Annotated in this window: 12 protein-coding genes; 7 read left to right on the forward strand and 5 right to left on the reverse strand. The window is 58.1% G+C overall.

Features of this window, described 5'->3' with window-relative positions; translation table 11 throughout:
• Window positions 1-33: 33 nt before the first annotated feature.
• On the reverse strand, window positions 34-2,670 hold the full coding sequence (gene gyrA, locus P346_RS13165) for a DNA topoisomerase (ATP-hydrolyzing) subunit A (protein ID WP_032659126.1): 2,637 nt from the start codon (window positions 2,668-2,670) through the stop codon (window positions 34-36).
• A 146-nt stretch (window positions 2,671-2,816) separates the two neighbouring features.
• Here gyrA and ubiG point away from each other — a divergent pair, with 146 nt between their 5' ends.
• The 4 genes from ubiG to yfaE all read left to right on the forward strand — a co-directional run bounded on the left by ubiG (window position 2,817) and on the right by yfaE (window position 7,644).
• Window positions 2,817-3,545 (forward strand): bifunctional 2-polyprenyl-6-hydroxyphenol methylase/3-demethylubiquinol 3-O-methyltransferase UbiG, encoded by a 729-nt coding sequence (ubiG, locus tag P346_RS13160; RefSeq protein WP_029740919.1) that lies wholly within the window; start codon window positions 2,817-2,819, stop codon window positions 3,543-3,545.
• A gap of 347 nt (window positions 3,546-3,892) precedes the next feature.
• Entirely contained in the window at window positions 3,893-6,178 is a 2,286-nt protein-coding gene (nrdA, locus tag P346_RS13155) for a class 1a ribonucleoside-diphosphate reductase subunit alpha (protein WP_023312513.1), read from the forward strand.
• 81 nt (window positions 6,179-6,259) lie between these two features.
• A complete protein-coding gene (gene nrdB / locus P346_RS13150; RefSeq protein ID WP_029740920.1) occupies window positions 6,260-7,390 on the forward strand; it encodes a class Ia ribonucleoside-diphosphate reductase subunit beta in 1,131 nt (376 codons plus the stop codon).
• Complete coding sequence (gene yfaE / locus P346_RS13145; protein WP_008500234.1) at window positions 7,390-7,644, forward strand: class I ribonucleotide reductase maintenance protein YfaE; 255 nt, start codon at window positions 7,390-7,392, stop codon at window positions 7,642-7,644. Before nrdB ends, yfaE begins: the two co-directional genes overlap by 1 nt.
• Window positions 7,645-7,733: 89 nt before the next feature.
• Here yfaE and glpQ read toward each other — a convergent pair whose 3' ends face one another.
• Together glpQ and glpT are read right to left on the reverse strand one after the other, a co-directional pair.
• Complete coding sequence (gene glpQ, locus P346_RS13140) at window positions 7,734-8,789, reverse strand: glycerophosphodiester phosphodiesterase (RefSeq protein ID WP_032659129.1); 1,056 nt, start codon at window positions 8,787-8,789, stop codon at window positions 7,734-7,736.
• Between the two features lie 11 nt (window positions 8,790-8,800).
• The gene (glpT, locus tag P346_RS13135; protein WP_032659131.1) at window positions 8,801-10,153 is read right to left on the reverse strand and encodes a glycerol-3-phosphate transporter; all 1,353 of its coding nucleotides are present in this window, start codon (window positions 10,151-10,153) and stop codon (window positions 8,801-8,803) included.
• Between the two features lie 252 nt (window positions 10,154-10,405).
• On the opposite strand from glpT, the gene glpA reads away from it, so the two are divergent.
• From glpA to glpC, 3 genes are read left to right on the forward strand one after another with little or no spacing between them, the layout of a single operon-like run.
• Window positions 10,406-12,034, forward strand: a complete 1,629-nt coding sequence (gene glpA, locus P346_RS13130) for an anaerobic glycerol-3-phosphate dehydrogenase subunit A (protein ID WP_032659132.1) — start codon at window positions 10,406-10,408, stop codon at window positions 12,032-12,034.
• Complete coding sequence (gene glpB / locus P346_RS13125; protein WP_032659134.1) at window positions 12,024-13,241, forward strand: glycerol-3-phosphate dehydrogenase subunit GlpB; 1,218 nt, start codon at window positions 12,024-12,026, stop codon at window positions 13,239-13,241. Before glpA ends, glpB begins: the two co-directional genes overlap by 11 nt.
• Entirely contained in the window at window positions 13,238-14,428 is a 1,191-nt protein-coding gene (glpC, locus tag P346_RS13120) for an anaerobic glycerol-3-phosphate dehydrogenase subunit GlpC (RefSeq protein WP_032659135.1), read from the forward strand. Before glpB ends, glpC begins: the two co-directional genes overlap by 4 nt.
• A gap of 33 nt (window positions 14,429-14,461) precedes the next feature.
• Here the strand turns inward: glpC and P346_RS13115 are convergent, their stop codons facing one another.
• Window positions 14,462-15,661, reverse strand: coding sequence for a nicotinamide mononucleotide deamidase-related protein YfaY (locus P346_RS13115; protein WP_032659138.1), 1,200 nt, complete (start codon window positions 15,659-15,661; stop codon window positions 14,462-14,464).
• A gap of 93 nt (window positions 15,662-15,754) precedes the next feature.
• Complete coding sequence (locus tag P346_RS13110; RefSeq protein WP_029740927.1) at window positions 15,755-16,294, reverse strand: YfaZ family outer membrane protein; 540 nt, start codon at window positions 16,292-16,294, stop codon at window positions 15,755-15,757.
• Window positions 16,295-16,320 lie beyond the last annotated feature (26 nt).

The raw sequence follows: 16,320 nt of genomic DNA on the forward strand, positions 1-16,320 counted from the left end.
CCGGAATCCGGCCCTTTTTTGCATCAGGAGACATTACTCGTCAGCGTCATCCGCTACGTCATCGTCGGTGTCGGCTTCAGGCGCGATATCATCATCGCCTTCCGCAACGCTACCGTCGATGGAATCGAGCTCTTCGTCATCCACCGGCTCAGCAACGCGCTGCAGACCCACCACGTTTTCATCTTCCGCTGTACGGATGAGGATCACGCCCTGGGTGTTACGCCCCACCACGCTGATCTCAGACACGCGGGTACGCACCAGCGTACCGGCATCGGTGATCATCATGATCTGGTCGGCATCGTCCACCTGCACCGCGCCCACGACGGAACCGTTGCGCTCGGTCACTTTGATAGAGATAACGCCCTGCGTGCCGCGAGACTTGGTTGGGTATTCCCCTTCCGCCGTACGTTTACCGTAACCATTCTGCGTTACGGTCAGGATAGCCCCTTCACCGCGCGGAATAATCAGAGAAACAACGCTGTCTTCGCCAGCCAGTTTGATACCACGAACGCCCGTAGCGGTACGACCCATTGCACGGACGGCGTTCTCTTTGAAGCGCACCACTTTACCGGCCGCGGAGAACAGCATCACTTCATCAGAACCGGAGGTCAGATCCACACCGATCAGCTCGTCGCCTTCGTTCAGGTTCACCGCGATGATGCCGGCGGAACGTGGGCGGCTGAACTCGGTCAGCGCGGTTTTCTTCACGGTACCGCTGGCGGTCGCCATAAAGACGTTCACGCCCTCTTCGTACTCGCGTACCGGCAGGATGGCGGTGATACGTTCGTTCGCTTCCAGCGGCAGCAGGTTAACGATTGGACGGCCACGCGCGCCGCGGCTTGCTTCCGGCAGCTGATAGACTTTCATCCAGTACAGACGACCGCGGCTGGAGAAGCAGAGGATCGTGTCATGGGTGTTCGCCACCAGCAGGCGGTCAATAAAGTCTTCTTCTTTAATACGAGCTGCAGACTTGCCTTTACCGCCACGACGCTGTGCTTCGTAGTCGGTCAGCGGCTGATACTTCACATAGCCCTGATGAGACAGGGTGACCACCACGTCTTCGCGGTTGATCAGGTCTTCAATGTTGATATCAGAGCTGTTTGCGGTGATTTCGGTGCGGCGCGCATCGCCGAACTGATCGCGGACCAGCTCCAGCTCTTCACGGATCACTTCCATCAGACGCTCTGCGCTGCCCAGGATGTGCAGCAGCTCAGCAATCTGTTCCAGCAGCTCTTTGTATTCGTCGAGCAGTTTTTCGTGCTCAAGGCCGGTCAGTTTCTGCAGACGCAGATCCAGAATCGCCTGGGCCTGCTGTTCAGTCAGGTAATACTGACCGTCACGCACGCCGAATTCAGGTTCCAGCCACTCAGGACGCGCTGCGTCATCGCCCGCACGTTCCAGCATCGCGGCGACGTTACCCAGATCCCACGGACGGGAAATCAGGCCGACTTTCGCTTCCGCCGGGGTTGGCGCACGACGGATCAGTTCAATGATCGGGTCGATGTTGGCCAGCGCAACAGCCAGCGCTTCAAGGATGTGCGCACGGTCGCGCGCTTTGCGCAGTTCGAAGATGGTACGACGGGTCACCACTTCACGGCGGTGACGCACGAACGCGCTCAGGATCTCTTTCAGGTTCATGATCTTCGGCTGACCATGGTGCAGCGCAACCATGTTGATACCGAAGGAGACCTGAAGCTGAGTCTGGGAGTACAGGTTGTTCAGCACAACCTCACCCACCGCGTCGCGTTTGATCTCAATCACGATGCGCATACCGTCTTTGTCAGACTCGTCACGCAGCGCGCTGATGCCTTCAACACGTTTTTCTTTTACCAGCTCGGCGATTTTTTCAATCAGACGCGCTTTGTTCACCTGATACGGGATCTCGTGAACAATGATGGTTTCACGGCCGGTTTTAGCGTCCGCTTCCACTTCGGCGCGGGCACGGATGTAAATCTTGCCGCGGCCGGTGCGGTACGCTTCTTCAATACCGCGACGACCGTTGATGATCGCCGCCGTCGGGAAGTCCGGGCCCGGGATGTGTTCCATCAGCCCTTCAATGCTGATGTCTTCATCGTCGATATAGGCCAGGCAGCCGTTGATCACCTCGGTGATATTGTGCGGCGGAATGTTGGTTGCCATACCGACCGCGATACCGGACGAACCGTTAACCAGCAGGTTCGGGATCTTGGTTGGCATCACATCTGGGATGCGCTCGGTGCCGTCGTAGTTATCGACGAAATCAACGGTCTCTTTTTCCAGATCGGCCATCAGCTCATGAGCGATTTTCGACATACGGATTTCCGTATAACGCATCGCCGCAGCGGAGTCGCCGTCGACTGAACCAAAGTTACCCTGACCATCTACCAGCATGTAACGCAAGGAGAATGGCTGCGCCATACGAACGATGGTGTCATAAACGGCGGTATCACCATGCGGGTGATATTTACCGATAACGTCACCGACGACGCGGGCAGATTTTTTATAGGCTTTATTCCAGTCATTGCCCAATACGTTCATGGCGTATAGTACGCGACGGTGTACCGGCTTAAGGCCATCGCGGACGTCCGGCAGCGCACGGCCAACAATGACCGACATCGCATAGTCCAGATAGGAGCTCTTCAGCTCTTCCTCGATGTTAACCGGTGTAATTTCTCTCGCAAGGTCGCTCATCTAACCGCTATCCCTCTACTGTATCCCGGATTCAAAGGTCGCAAATTATAACACAGCCGAGGTGATTGAGGTAAACCTATACGCTTTATTCACGGGGATTGCCTGATATACTCCTTTGTCTTGCTAAATAAGGAGTAAAAGCGCCCATGAATGCCGAAAAATCCCCGGTGGCTCACAACGTTGACCACGAAGAGATTGCCAAATTTGAAGCGGTGGCGTCCCGCTGGTGGGATCTCGAAGGTGAGTTCAAACCGCTGCATCGCATTAACCCGCTGCGTCTGGGCTATATCGCGGAGCGTTCCGGCGGTCTGTTCGGTAAGAAAGTGCTCGACGTCGGCTGCGGCGGCGGCATCCTGGCTGAGAGCATGGCGCGCGAAGGGGCGAATGTTACGGGCCTGGATATGGGCTTTGAACCGCTGCAGGTGGCCCGCCTTCACGCGCTGGAGTCCGGCATACAGGTGGAATACGTGCAGGAAACCGTGGAAGAGCACGCGGCAAAACACGCCCATCAGTACGATGTGGTGACCTGCATGGAGATGCTGGAGCACGTTCCCGATCCGCAGTCGGTGGTGCACGCCTGTGCAAAACTGGTGAAGCCGGGCGGCCAGGTGTTCTTCTCAACCATCAACCGTAACGGTAAAGCCTGGCTGATGGCCGTTGTCGGCGCGGAGTATGTGCTGCGCATGGTGCCGAAAGGGACGCACGACGTGAAGAAATTCATCAAGCCTGCGGAACTGTTAGGCTGGGTTGACCAGACGTGGCTCAAAGAGCAGCACATCACCGGCCTGCACTACAATCCGCTGACCGATAAATTCAAACTCGCACCGGGCGTTGATGTTAACTATATGTTGCACACAACCGCCAAAAACGACTAACGTCATTCGTTATTCTTATAAAGATTGCGCGACATCATGTTGCGCAATTCTGACCTCCCGTTGAAGAAATCAGCACTCGATCAAATTTTGAATTTTTTTTCTTAATTATTGACATGTCTTCCAGGCCTTACGGTACGAGGACTTAGCCTTTTTTACCCTTTCACAACCTCAATTTAACGTCAAAATCAACCCTTGTGCTGAAATGATTCGATACTAGAATACTCACCATATAGCGTTTATCTTATCGCAAACCCCCTATATGTAGTATTTATCCACAGAGTTAGTCACAAGACGGATCTGTGGATAAGCGGGGGATATTTTTTATTTCACGGACAGGTAAAACCCACATGAATCAGAGTCTGCTGGTGACAAAGCGCGACGGTACTACCGAGCGTATCAATCTGGACAAAATCCATCGAGTTCTCGACTGGGCAGCAGAAGGACTGAACAACGTATCTATCTCCCAGGTTGAACTGCGTTCTCACATTCAGTTCTACGACGGTATCAAAACGTCTGATATCCACGAAACAATCATTAAAGCAGCGGCAGACCTCATCTCCCGCGAAGCACCGGATTATCAGTACCTCGCTGCACGTCTGGCGATTTTCCACCTGCGTAAAAAAGCCTACGGCCAGTTTGAGCCGCCGAAGCTTTACGATCACGTAGTGAAAATGGTTGAGCTGGGCAAATACGACACGCATCTGCTGGAAGACTATACGGAAGAAGAGTTCGAGCAGATGAACGGGTTTATCGATCACTGGCGCGACATGAACTTCTCCTACGCGGCGGTGAAGCAGCTCGAAGGCAAATACCTGGTTCAGAACCGCGTAACCGGTGAGATCTACGAAAGCGCCCAGTTCCTCTATATTCTGGTGGCCGCCTGCCTGTTCTCTAATTACCCGCGTGACACCCGTCTGGAATACGTGAAGCGTTTCTACGATGCGGTATCCACGTTCAAGATTTCTCTGCCGACGCCAATCATGTCCGGCGTGCGTACCCCAACCCGTCAGTTCAGCTCCTGCGTGCTGATCGAGTGTGGTGATAGCCTGGATTCCATCAACGCCACCTCCAGCGCGATCGTGAAATACGTCTCCCAGCGTGCCGGTATCGGCATCAACGCCGGCCGCATCCGTGCGCTTGGCAGCCCGATTCGCGGCGGTGAAGCGTTCCACACCGGCTGTATCCCGTTCTATAAACACTTCCAGACGGCAGTAAAATCCTGCTCTCAGGGCGGCGTGCGCGGCGGTGCTGCGACCCTGTTCTACCCGATGTGGCACCTGGAAGTGGAAAGCCTGCTGGTCCTGAAAAACAACCGCGGCGTGGAAGGCAACCGCGTGCGTCACATGGACTACGGCGTGCAGATCAACAAGCTGATGTACACCCGTCTGCTGAAAGGCGAAGACATTACGCTGTTCAGCCCGTCCGACGTTCCGGGCCTGTATGACGCGTTCTTTGCCGATCAGGACGAGTTCGAGCGTCTGTACACCAAATACGAAAAAGACGACAGCATTCGCAAGCAGCGCGTGAAGGCGGTAGACCTGTTCTCCCTGATGATGCAGGAACGTGCCTCTACCGGCCGTATCTACATCCAGAACGTGGACCACTGCAACACCCACAGCCCGTTTGATCCAGTAGTTGCGCCAGTGCGCCAGTCTAACCTGTGCCTGGAGATCGCCCTGCCGACCAAACCGCTGGAAGACGTGAACGACGAAAACGGCGAAATCGCGCTGTGTACGCTGTCCGCGTTCAACCTGGGCGCGATTAAGAGCCTGGACGAGCTGGAAGAGCTGGCGGTGCTGGCGGTTCGCGCGCTCGACGCCCTGCTGGACTACCAGGATTACCCAATCCCGGCCGCTAAACGCGGTGCAATGGGCCGCCGTACCCTGGGTATCGGCGTGATCAACTTCGCCTACTGGCTGGCGAAAAACGGCAAGCGCTACTCTGACGGCAGCGCTAACAACCTGACGCACCAGACGTTCGAAGCGATTCAGTACTACCTGATGAAAGCCTCTAACGAGCTGGCGAAAGAGCAAGGCGCGTGCCCGTGGTTCAACGAAACCACCTACGCGAAAGGCATTCTGCCAATCGACACCTACAAGAAAGACCTGGATGCGATTGTCAGCGAGCCGCTGCATCTCGACTGGGAAGGCCTGCGTGAGTCCATCAAGACCCACGGCCTGCGTAACTCCACGCTCTCTGCCCTGATGCCGTCCGAGACCTCGTCGCAGATCTCTAACGCCACCAACGGTATTGAACCGCCGCGCGGCCACGTCAGCATCAAAGCGTCGAAAGACGGCGTGCTGCGTCAGGTGGTACCGGATTACGAAACGCTGGGCAACAACTACGAGCTGCTGTGGGAAATGCCAAACAACGACGGCTACCTGCAGCTGGTGGGTATCATGCAGAAGTTTATCGACCAGTCGATCTCTGCCAATACCAACTATGACCCGACGCGCTTCCCGTCAGGCAAGGTACCGATGCAGCAATTGCTGAAAGACCTGCTCACCGCCTACAAATTTGGCGTGAAAACGCTGTACTATCACAACACCCGTGACGGTGCGGAAGACGCGCAGGACGACATGGTGCCGTCAATTCAGGACGATGGCTGCGAAAGCGGCGCATGTAAGATCTAATGTAAATGCCGGGTGGCGCTACGCTTACCCGGCCTACGATTTTGTTTGCCCGACTGACAAAATCTCTCACAGGACACACTCATGGCATATACCACCTTTTCACAGACGAAAAACGACCAGCTCAAAGAGCCGATGTTCTTCGGCCAGCCGGTCAACGTGGCACGCTACGATCAGCAAAAATATGACATCTTCGAAAAGCTGATTGAAAAGCAACTCTCCTTCTTCTGGCGCCCGGAAGAAGTAGACGTTTCCCGCGACCGTATTGACTACCAGTCGCTGCCGGATCACGAAAAACATATCTTCATCAGCAACCTGAAGTACCAGACGCTGCTGGACTCCATTCAGGGTCGTAGCCCAAACGTGGCGCTGCTGCCGCTGATCTCCATTCCTGAGCTGGAAACCTGGGTGGAAACCTGGGCGTTCTCCGAGACGATCCACTCCCGCTCTTACACCCACATCATCCGCAACATCGTGAACGATCCGGCGGTGGTGTTTGACGATATCGTTACCAACGAGCAGATCCAGAAGCGCGCGGAAGGCATTGCCCACTACTACGACGAGCTGATCCAGATGACCAGCTACTGGCATCTGCTGGGCGAAGGTACGCACAACGTGAACGGTAAAACCGTTACCGTGAACCTGCGCGCGCTGAAAAAACAGCTGTACCTGTGCCTGATGAGCGTTAACGCGCTGGAAGCGATCCGCTTCTACGTGAGCTTCGCCTGCTCCTTCGCCTTTGCCGAGCGTAAGCTGATGGAAGGCAACGCCAAAATCATCCGTCTGATTGCCCGCGATGAGGCCCTGCACCTGACCGGCACCCAGCACATGCTGAACCTGCTGCGCAGCGGTACGGACGATCCGGAGATGGCGGAAATCGCCGAAGAGTGCAAGCAGGAGTGCTACGACCTGTTCGTGCTGGCGGCTCAGCAGGAGAAAGAGTGGGCGGACTACCTGTTCCGCGACGGCTCCATGATTGGCCTGAACAAAGACATCCTGTGCCAGTACGTTGAGTACATCACCAACATCCGCATGCAGGCCGTTGGTCTCGACCTGCCGTTCCAGACGCGCTCTAACCCAATTCCGTGGATCAACACCTGGCTGGTGTCCGATAACGTGCAGGTTGCGCCGCAGGAAGTGGAAGTCAGCTCTTATCTGGTCGGTCAGATTGATTCTGAAGTCAACACCGACGACCTGAGCAACTTCCAGCTCTGATGTCACGCGTCACGTTAAGTCTTTCCGGCACTGAGGTGCTGTGTCGGGAGGAGCACCCTTCTCTGCTGGTGGCGCTTGAAGCGCATCAGGTAGAAGTAGAGTACCAGTGTCGTTCCGGCTACTGCGGCTCCTGCCGCTGCCGCCTGGTCGCCGGCCAGGTGGACTGGCTGACCGAGCCGCTGGCCTTTATCAACGAAGGGGAAATTTTGCCCTGCTGCTGCCGGGCAAAAGGCGATATTGAGATCGAGATGTGATTATGTCGGGTGGCGCTTCGCTTACCCGACCTACAAAACCGCAGTTCGTAGGCCGGGTAAGGCGCAGCCGCCACCCGGCAATTTCAGCGTTAATCCTTCAAAAAGCTCACCGCTTTATCCGGGAAATCCGTAAACAGCCCGTCCACGCCCGCCTGGTTATACAACACCTCATAAAGCTGATTCACGTCCGTGGCATACGGCGGCAGCTGGTCTGCACGCACGGTATACGGATGCACCTGCATCCTGCTGGCGTGCGCCTCTTTCACCATCGCCGTCAGCTTCACGTGGCCCGGCGCTGAGCCTTCCGCCACCAGCATGTGGTAATCCGGCCCGATGCCGTCGGCGTACTGCGCAATCTGCTTCATCGCGCCCGGCTTAAACATCCAGTCGTAGCTGTAGTTAACCCACTTGCCGTCCGGCTGCTTCTCCTGGGTTTCATTCCAGTCGGTATAGGCGATCAGCTGAACCAGATTGAGGTTCATCCCCATCTTCGGCTCCAGCTCGGTTTTGATGCGCTTCAGCTCGGCGGCGTCAAAACACTGCAGGTAAACTTTATCCATCTTGCTGGTGTAGCCGTACTGTTTCAGCACCTCCAGCGTCTTCGCGGCAATGTCTTTTCCTTCCTGATGGTGGAACCACGGCGCTTTGATCTCCGGGTAGATGCCGATGTTTTTACCGGTGGAGTGGTTCAGCCCCTGAACAAACTCAATCTCTTCCTGGAAGGTATGAATGCGGAAGTCAGATTTACCCATCGGGAAACGTCCCGGATAGACCTGAACCTTCTTGCCGTTTTCAATCTCGAAGCCTTCGGTAAACTTCAGGGAACGGATCTCCGCCAGGGTGAAATCAATGGCGTAGTAGCGGCCATCTTTGCGCGCGCGGTCCGGGAAGCGCTCCGCCACGTCCGTCACACGGTCCAGATAGTGGTCATGCAGGACGACAAGCTGGTCGTCCTTGGTCATCACCAGATCCTGCTCCAGATAATCCGCGCCCTGGGCATAGGCCATCGCTTTTGCCGGCAGCGTATGCTCCGGCAGATAGCCGCTGGCGCCGCGGTGGGCAATAACGATTTTATCCGCCGCCAGCGCGGAGCCTGTCATCAGGCCCGCCAGCAGCAGGCCGGTTGTTACGTAAGATAATTTCATGGCGTTGCTCCTTATTGACGACGCGCCAGCACTTCCGCGTGGTGACGTTTCTCACCGATCATGACCACAATGAGCAGCAGTACCGCCAGCACGCTGCCGCCGATCATCACCATAAAGCCACCGTCCCAGCCGAAGAAGTCTACGGTGTAGCCCACGATGGCGCTCGCCGCGACCGAACCGCCCAGATAGCCGAACAGACCGGTAAAGCCTGCCGCCGTGCCTGCCGCTTTTTTCGGCGCCAGCTCCAGCGCGTGCAGACCGATCAGCATTACCGGACCGTAAATCAGGAAGCCGATGACGATCATGCAGGCCATGTCTACTGATGGGTTGCCCGGCGGGTTGAGCCAGTAAACAACGGTCGCGATAGTGACCAGGGTCATAAAGAAGACGCCCGTCGCCCCGCGGTTACCTTTAAACACCTTGTCCGACATCCAGCCACAAAGCAGCGTGCCCGGGATCCCGGCATATTCATACAGGAAATAGGCCCACGAGGATTTATCCAGCGCGAAGTGCTTCACCTCTTTCAGGTAGGTTGGCGACCAGTCGAGGATGCCGTAGCGCAGCAGGTAAACGAACACGTTCGCCACCGCGATGTACCACAGCAGCTTGTTCGGCAGGACGTACTTCATGAAGATCTGTTTTGCGGTCAGCTCTTCTTCGTGCTCCTTGCTGTAATCATCCGGATAGTCGTTTTTGTACTCTTCAATCGGCGGCAGGCCGCAGGACTGAGGCGTATCGCGCATCAGCGCGAAAGCGATAATCGCCACGACGATGGCGCCAAAGGCAGGCATATACAGCGCAGCGTGCCAGTCGTTGAACCAGGCCATCCCCAGCAGGAACAGCAGCGGCGGAATACCGCCACCCACGTTATGCGCGCAGTTCCACACCGACACAATGCCGCCGCGTTCCTTCTGCGACCACCAGTGCACCATGGTGCGTCCGCACGGCGGCCATCCCATCCCCTGGAACCAGCCGCAGAGGAACAGCAGCACGAACATAATCGCAATACTGGACGTCGCCCACGGCACAAAGCCCATGAACAGCATGACCGCGGCCGCCAGGATCAGGCCGGCGGGCAGGAACACGCGCGGATTCGAGCGATCCGATACGGAACCCATGATGAATTTGGAAAAACCGTAGGCGATTGAGATCCCCGACAGCGCGAACCCCAGATCGCCGCGGGAGAAGCCCTGCTCCACCAGATACGGCATGGCGAGCGCAAAGTTTTTACGTACAAGGTAGTACGCCGCGTACCCGAAGAAGATCCCCAGGAAAATTTGCCAGCGCAGACGGCGGTATAGCGGATCAATTTCTGCCTCTGGCAGACGCGCCCGATGCGGCGCAGGTTTGAAGATACTGAGCATAACAGCCTCCGTGGCCTTGAATTGAATGAGCAGGTGGCTCGCACCTGAATTCCAGAGGCGGGGATGTTAAGAAATCACGGTGATTGTTACTGTGAATCAACGCACAGATTGTTACAGAAATATGACAGAATGCGCAAAAAAGCGCATGAAGTCACGTTTCACTTTCGAATTTCGCGCGTTTATGTTCGAAATCAAACAAACCACACTATTGATATGGCTAAATGATAAAAAAACGAACATAGAGGGTAAACAATGACCATTCACGATCCTCGCTACAGCGATGTGATAATCATTGGCGGTGGCGCAACCGGCGCCGGGATCGCACGCGATTGCGCCCTTCGCGGCTTAAGCGTCACGCTGCTGGAGCGTCACGATATCGCCACGGGCGCAACCGGGCGCAACCACGGCCTGCTGCACAGCGGCGCGCGATATGCGGTGACCGACGGTGAATCCGCGCGCGAATGTATTGCTGAAAACCAGATCCTCAAACGTATAGCCCGCCACTGCATTGAGCCAACCGACGGCCTCTTTATTACCCTTCCCGAAGATGACCTCGCCTTTCAGGACACCTTTATTACCGCCTGCACCGCGGCGGGTATTCAGGCGGAGGCCATGGACCCGGCGCTGGCGCGGCGGCTGGAACCGTCGGTTAACCCGGAGCTTATCGGCGCGGTGAAAGTGCCTGACGGCACCGTTGACCCCTTCCGCCTGACCGCCGCAAACATGCTGGACGCCCGCGAGCATGGCGCACACATCCTGACCGGGCACGAAGTGACCGGGCTTATCCGCGAGGGAAACCGCATCTGCGGCGTGCGGATCCTCGACACGCAATATAATGAACACAGCGAGCTGTATGCCGCCGTGGTGGTCAACGCGGCGGGGATCTGGGGGCAGCGCATCGCGGAATACGCGGATCTGTCGGTGCGCATGTTCCCGGCAAAAGGCTCGCTGCTGATCCTGGACCACCGCATCAATAACCACGTGATCAACCGCTGCCGCAAACCGTCCGATGCCGATATCCTCGTCCCGGGCGACACCATTTCGTTAATCGGTACCACCTCAACCCACGTCGACTACAGCGAGATTGACTACAACCGCGTCACCGCCGAAGAGGTCGACATCCTGCTGCGCGAAGGGGAAAAACTTGCCCCGGTGATGGCCCAGACGCGTATTTTGCGCGCCTACGCGGGCGTGCGTCCGCTGGTTGCCAGCGACAACGACCCGAGCGGGCGTAACGTCAGCCGGGGCATCGTGCTGCTCGATCACGCCGAGCGCGACGGCATGGACGGTTTTATCACCATCACCGGCGGCAAGCTGATGACCTACCGCCTGATGGCCGAGTGGGCGACCGATGCCGTCTGCCGTAAGCTGGGCAATACCGAACGGTGCGTGACGGCAGAACAAGCCCTGCCCGGCTCGCGTCAGTCCACCGAAAAAACGCTGCAAAAAATTATCTCCCTGCCCGCGCCGCTGCGCGGATCCGCTATTTACCGCCACGGCGACAGAACGCCGCAGTGGCTCGGTGAAGGACGCCTGAGCCGCAGCCTGGTGTGCGAGTGCGAAGCCGTCACCGCCGGTGAGGTGCAGTACGCGGTGGAGAGCCTGACGGTCACAAGCCTGCTCGATCTTCGCCGCCGCACCCGCGTGGGAATGGGGACCTGTCAGGGCGAGCTGTGCGCCTGTCGTGCCGCCGGGCTGCTGCAGCGTTTTCATACCACCACCGCCACCCAGTCGCTCGATCAGCTCAGCGCGTTTTTAAACGAGCGCTGGAAAGGCATTCAGCCTGTCGGCTGGGGCGATGCCCTGCGCGAAAGCGAATTTACCCGCTGGGTCTACCAGGGGCTTTGCGGTCTTGAGAAGGAGCAACGCGATGAAATTTGATACCGTCATCGTCGGCGGCGGGCTGGCAGGCCTGCTCTGCGGCATCAAACTGATGAAGCAGGGGCTGCGCTGCGCCATTATCACCTGGGGCCAGAGCGCCCTGCACTTCTCGTCGGGCTCGCTGGATCTGGTGGACGAAGCGTACCGCGATAAACTGCCGCCGGAGCACCCGTATCACCTGATTGGCGCGCAGCATATTGACCGCTTTGCGCTGGAAACCGAAGCGCTGCTGGCGGACTGCGGCGCGCGTCTGAAGGGAAGCGCCCGGCTCAATCACCAGCGCGTCACGCCGCTCGGCACCCTGCGCTCTGCCTGGCTCAGTCCGGAGGAGGTGCCCGTAGCGCCCTTCAATGCCGCGCGCGTGCGGGTCGTGGGCATTAGCGGCTTTCTGGATTTTCAGCCCCATCTCGCGGCGGCGTCGCTCTGTCGCCAGGGCGTTAACGCCGAAACGGCAGAGATAGAGCTGCCTGAACTGGATGTCCTGCGCGACAACCCGAGCGAGTTTCGCGCGGTGAATATCGCCCGTTTTCTGGATAACGAGGACAAATGGCCGCTGCTGTATGACGCGCTCAGGCCGCTCAGCGACGGCTGCGACGCCCTGCTGATGCCCGCCTGCTTTGGTTTACGCGACAACCGGCTCTGGCGCTGGCTCTCGGATCGGCTGCCCTGCTCGCTCGGCCTGCTGCCCACGCTGCCCCCTTCCGTACCTGGCATTCGCCTGCATACCCAGCTCCAGCGCCAGTTTGTCGCGCTGGGCGGCGTGTGGATGGCGGGTGATGAGGTGAAAAAAATCACCCTGACCGACGGCGCGGTGAGCGAAATCTGGACGCGCAACCACGACGATATTCCGCTTCGCGCCCGCTATACGGTGCTGGCAAGCGGCAGCTTCTTCAGCAACGGGCTGCTGAGCAGCCGGGAGGGCATCCGGGAAGCCATCATGGGGCTGGATGTTCGCCAGCGAGCCTCCCGCGCGGACTGGTATCAAAGTGATTTCTTCTCGCCGCAGCCCTGGCAGCAGTTCGGCGTGATTGTCGATAGCCAGCTGCATCCGCAGCTTTCCGGTAAGCCCGTCAGTAATCTCTTTGCCATCGGCTCGCTGCTGGGCGGGCACGATCCCATTGCTCAGGGATGCGGTGGCGGGGTCTGCGCCGTCACGGCGCTGTATGTGGCAGAGCAGATTAGCCAGCGCACGGAGGCTGAACAATGAACGATACCCGTTTTGAAAGCTGCATTAAATGCACGGTGTGTACCACCGTCTGCCCGGTCAGCGGCGTGAACCCACGCTATCCCGGGCCAAAGCAGGCCGGACCGGACGGCGAGCGTCTGCGTCTGAAGGACGGCAAGCTGTACGACGAGGCGCTGAAATACTGCATTAACTGCAAACGCTGCGAAGTCGCCTGCCCGTCGGATGTGAAAATCGGCGATATCATCCAGCGCGCCCGGGCGCGCTACAGTACGCAAAAGCCGACGCTGCGGGACGCGATCCTGAGCCATACCGATCTGATGGGCAGCGTCTCGACGCCCTTTGCCCCGCTGGTGAATGCCGCGACCTCGCTCAAACCGGTGCGCCAGCTGCTGGATGCGACGCTGAAGATAGACCATCACCGCAGCCTGCCAAAATATTCTCACGGCACCTTCCGCCGCTGGTACAAATCCGTCGCGGCCGAACAGGCGAAGTATGCCGACCAGGTGGCCTTTTTCCACGGCTGCTATGTGAACTACAACCACCCGCAGCTGGGTAAAGATCTGCTGAAGGTGCTAAACGCCATGGGAACGGGCGTTCAGCTACTGAACAAAGAGAAGTGCTGCGGTGTACCGCTGATCGCCAACGGTTTTACCGATAAAGCGCGCAGGCAGGCTCAAGGCAATGTCACGTCACTGCGCGAAGCGATTGTCGATAAAGGTATTCCGGTGCTGGCGACCTCGTCCACCTGTACCTTCACCCTGCGCGATGAGTACCCGCATCTGCTGGACGTGGATAATACCGGCCTGCGCGAGCACATCGAGCTCGCGACACGCTTCCTGTGGCGCAAGCTGGATAGCGGGCAGACGCTGCCGCTGAAGACATTACCGCTAAAAGTGGTGTATCACACGCCGTGTCACATGGAGAAAATGGGCTGGTCGCTCTATACGCTTGAGCTGCTGCGGCTTATTCCAGGCCTGGAGCTGACGGTGCTGGATTCGCGCTGCTGCGGGATTGCGGGGACCTACGGCTTTAAGCGTGAAAACTACGAAACGTCACAGGCGATTGGCGCCCCGCTGTTCCGTCAGATTGAAGAGAGCGGCGCGGATATCGTGGTAACGGACTGCGAAACCTGTAAGTGGCAGATTGAGATGTCCACCAGCAAGCGCTGCGAGCATCCAATCACCCTGCTGGCGAAGGCGCTGGGCTGAACATGGCCGGGGCGAAAGGCCCCGGCACAGGTTTTACTCGATGAACAGCGACTCGACCACATGGATCCAGCCGTGCTCGCTGGCAACCTCTTTACCATTCAGCCAGCGGCGCAGCATGTTCAACGCCATCATGGCGCAAACCTCCTGACGCACCGCCAGGCTGTGGCGGGTGATGCTCATTTTTACCCGCAGGGCCCAGGTGCCTTCCGGCGTCGCCAGCGCGAAGTTAAGGTATTCCTCATCCAGCCCCCCGACGAACAGCGCCAGACCGGCAAAATGCTTCACCCTTCTCTCGGAAGCCCAGCGTGCGGTTTGCGCCAGGGTCTCCTGCTGGAACGGCACCACTTCGCTGGCCAGCAGCGGCGCGTTGACGCGCGACAGCTGCAGCGCCAGCAGGCCTCCGGTGAACTGCTCGCTTAAGGTCACGCTCAGCTGACGCGACTGCAGATGCGTCGCAATCTGCGCGGGCAGCCCTTCCGTCCCTTCAAAGATCAGGCTTTCGCCCGCCACGCGCTGCACCTCTGGCCACAGGGCCAGCATCGCCTCTTTCTGCTCGGCCGGGCCTGTCAGCTTGAGTTCAATGATCGGCATGGAGGAGCGGTAGCCCATGGAGACGCCCGGCGGCAGCGGGAGAGGGTCAAGGCTCTGGGCCAGATCGCTTTCCGAGCGGCCAAAGGTGGTCAGACGCAGGCACAGCGGCGGTTCAGGCAGGGTAAAACGATCGCGAAGGCGCGGCAGGATCTGCTGCTCGACCATCACTTTAAATTCTGAGGGCACGCCCGGCGTGAAGAACATCAGGCAGCGGTTCAGCTGCATGGCAAACCCGCACGCGGTTCCCACCGGGTTATCGACCAGCTCGGCGCTGGCTGGAATTTCAGCCTGTTTGCGGTTGCTGGGGGCCATGACGCGGCCACGTTCGGAGAAAAAGCGCTCCATCTGCGAAAGCCACGCCTCGTGCAGCACCAGCCCTTCGCCTTTTGCGGTCGCGGCGGCCAGCGCGCTGAGATCGTCGCCGGTGGGGCCGAGCCCGCCATTCACAATCAGCACGTCGCAGTGCTCGCTGCGCTCGCGCAGAATAGCGACCAGCGACTCAAGATTGTCGCCCACGGTATTGCGGCGCGTTAACGGTAATCCTTGCTCAAAGAAAAGATCGGCAAGCCAGGCAGCATTGGTATCAATAATTTGTCCATGCAGCACTTCGTCGCCGGTGGATAACATCTCCACGTTAATCATTATGTTCTCCCGCTTATTTGGTCAAAACACTATAGCGCAAACGCGGGGTGGAGAAGAGAGAAACTGGCGCGACAGAACGCCGCGCCGGAGTGATTAGAAGCCTGCGCTGACGCCCACGTACGGGCCGTCGGCCAGCGCGTTGTCGCGGTTGCCGTCTTTACCGGCCAGGTTCAGATAGCGATAGCCCGCTTCGATGGTAATCGGACGCATGATGGTCCAGCGCGCGCCGGCGTTGGCCTCTTCATAGCTTTCGATACCGCTTGAGAGGGAGTCCGGCGAATAGTAGTACTCACCAAACAGGCCGAAGCTGTCGCCAATTTTCCACTGCAGGCCGCCGCCCACTGCCGCCGCGTACCCTTCGTCACCGTCATTTGGGTTGGTATAGATACCTTTACCGCCGACGGTGGCGAGGAACGGGCCAAGAGGAACGTTCAGACCCAGGCCGAGGCTGGCCGCGTCGCCGTCGTCATCGTTATGCGTCCAACCGCCGGTCATCGCCAGACCGGATGTCTCGGTACCCATGCCAAAGCCCAGGTGGGTATAATCCTGACCCGCCGAGCCGTTAATGCTGATGGCGTTAGCCGCCGCAGATACAACCATCAGGCCGAAGCCCACTAATGCCACTTTTTTCATTGTCGTGATCCCACACAATTATTATA

This window comes from Enterobacter sp. DC1 (assembly GCF_000568075.1).
Lineage (GTDB): Bacteria > Pseudomonadota > Gammaproteobacteria > Enterobacterales > Enterobacteriaceae > Enterobacter > Enterobacter asburiae.

Coding starts and splice junctions, on each gene's coding strand:
- gyrA (WP_032659126.1), bottom strand. CDS start 2,670: ATGAGCGACCTTGCGAGAGAAATTACACCGGTTAACATCGAGGAAGAG.
- ubiG (WP_029740919.1), top strand. CDS start 2,817: ATGAATGCCGAAAAATCCCCGGTGGCTCACAACGTTGACCACGAAGAG.
- nrdA (WP_023312513.1), top strand. CDS start 3,893: ATGAATCAGAGTCTGCTGGTGACAAAGCGCGACGGTACTACCGAGCGT.
- nrdB (WP_029740920.1), top strand. CDS start 6,260: ATGGCATATACCACCTTTTCACAGACGAAAAACGACCAGCTCAAAGAG.
- yfaE (WP_008500234.1), top strand. CDS start 7,390: ATGTCACGCGTCACGTTAAGTCTTTCCGGCACTGAGGTGCTGTGTCGG.
- glpQ (WP_032659129.1), bottom strand. CDS start 8,789: ATGAAATTATCTTACGTAACAACCGGCCTGCTGCTGGCGGGCCTGATG.
- glpT (WP_032659131.1), bottom strand. CDS start 10,153: ATGCTCAGTATCTTCAAACCTGCGCCGCATCGGGCGCGTCTGCCAGAG.
- glpA (WP_032659132.1), top strand. CDS start 10,406: ATGACCATTCACGATCCTCGCTACAGCGATGTGATAATCATTGGCGGT.
- glpB (WP_032659134.1), top strand. CDS start 12,024: ATGAAATTTGATACCGTCATCGTCGGCGGCGGGCTGGCAGGCCTGCTC.
- glpC (WP_032659135.1), top strand. CDS start 13,238: ATGAACGATACCCGTTTTGAAAGCTGCATTAAATGCACGGTGTGTACC.
- P346_RS13115 (WP_032659138.1), bottom strand. CDS start 15,661: ATGATTAACGTGGAGATGTTATCCACCGGCGACGAAGTGCTGCATGGA.
- P346_RS13110 (WP_029740927.1), bottom strand. CDS start 16,294: ATGAAAAAAGTGGCATTAGTGGGCTTCGGCCTGATGGTTGTATCTGCG.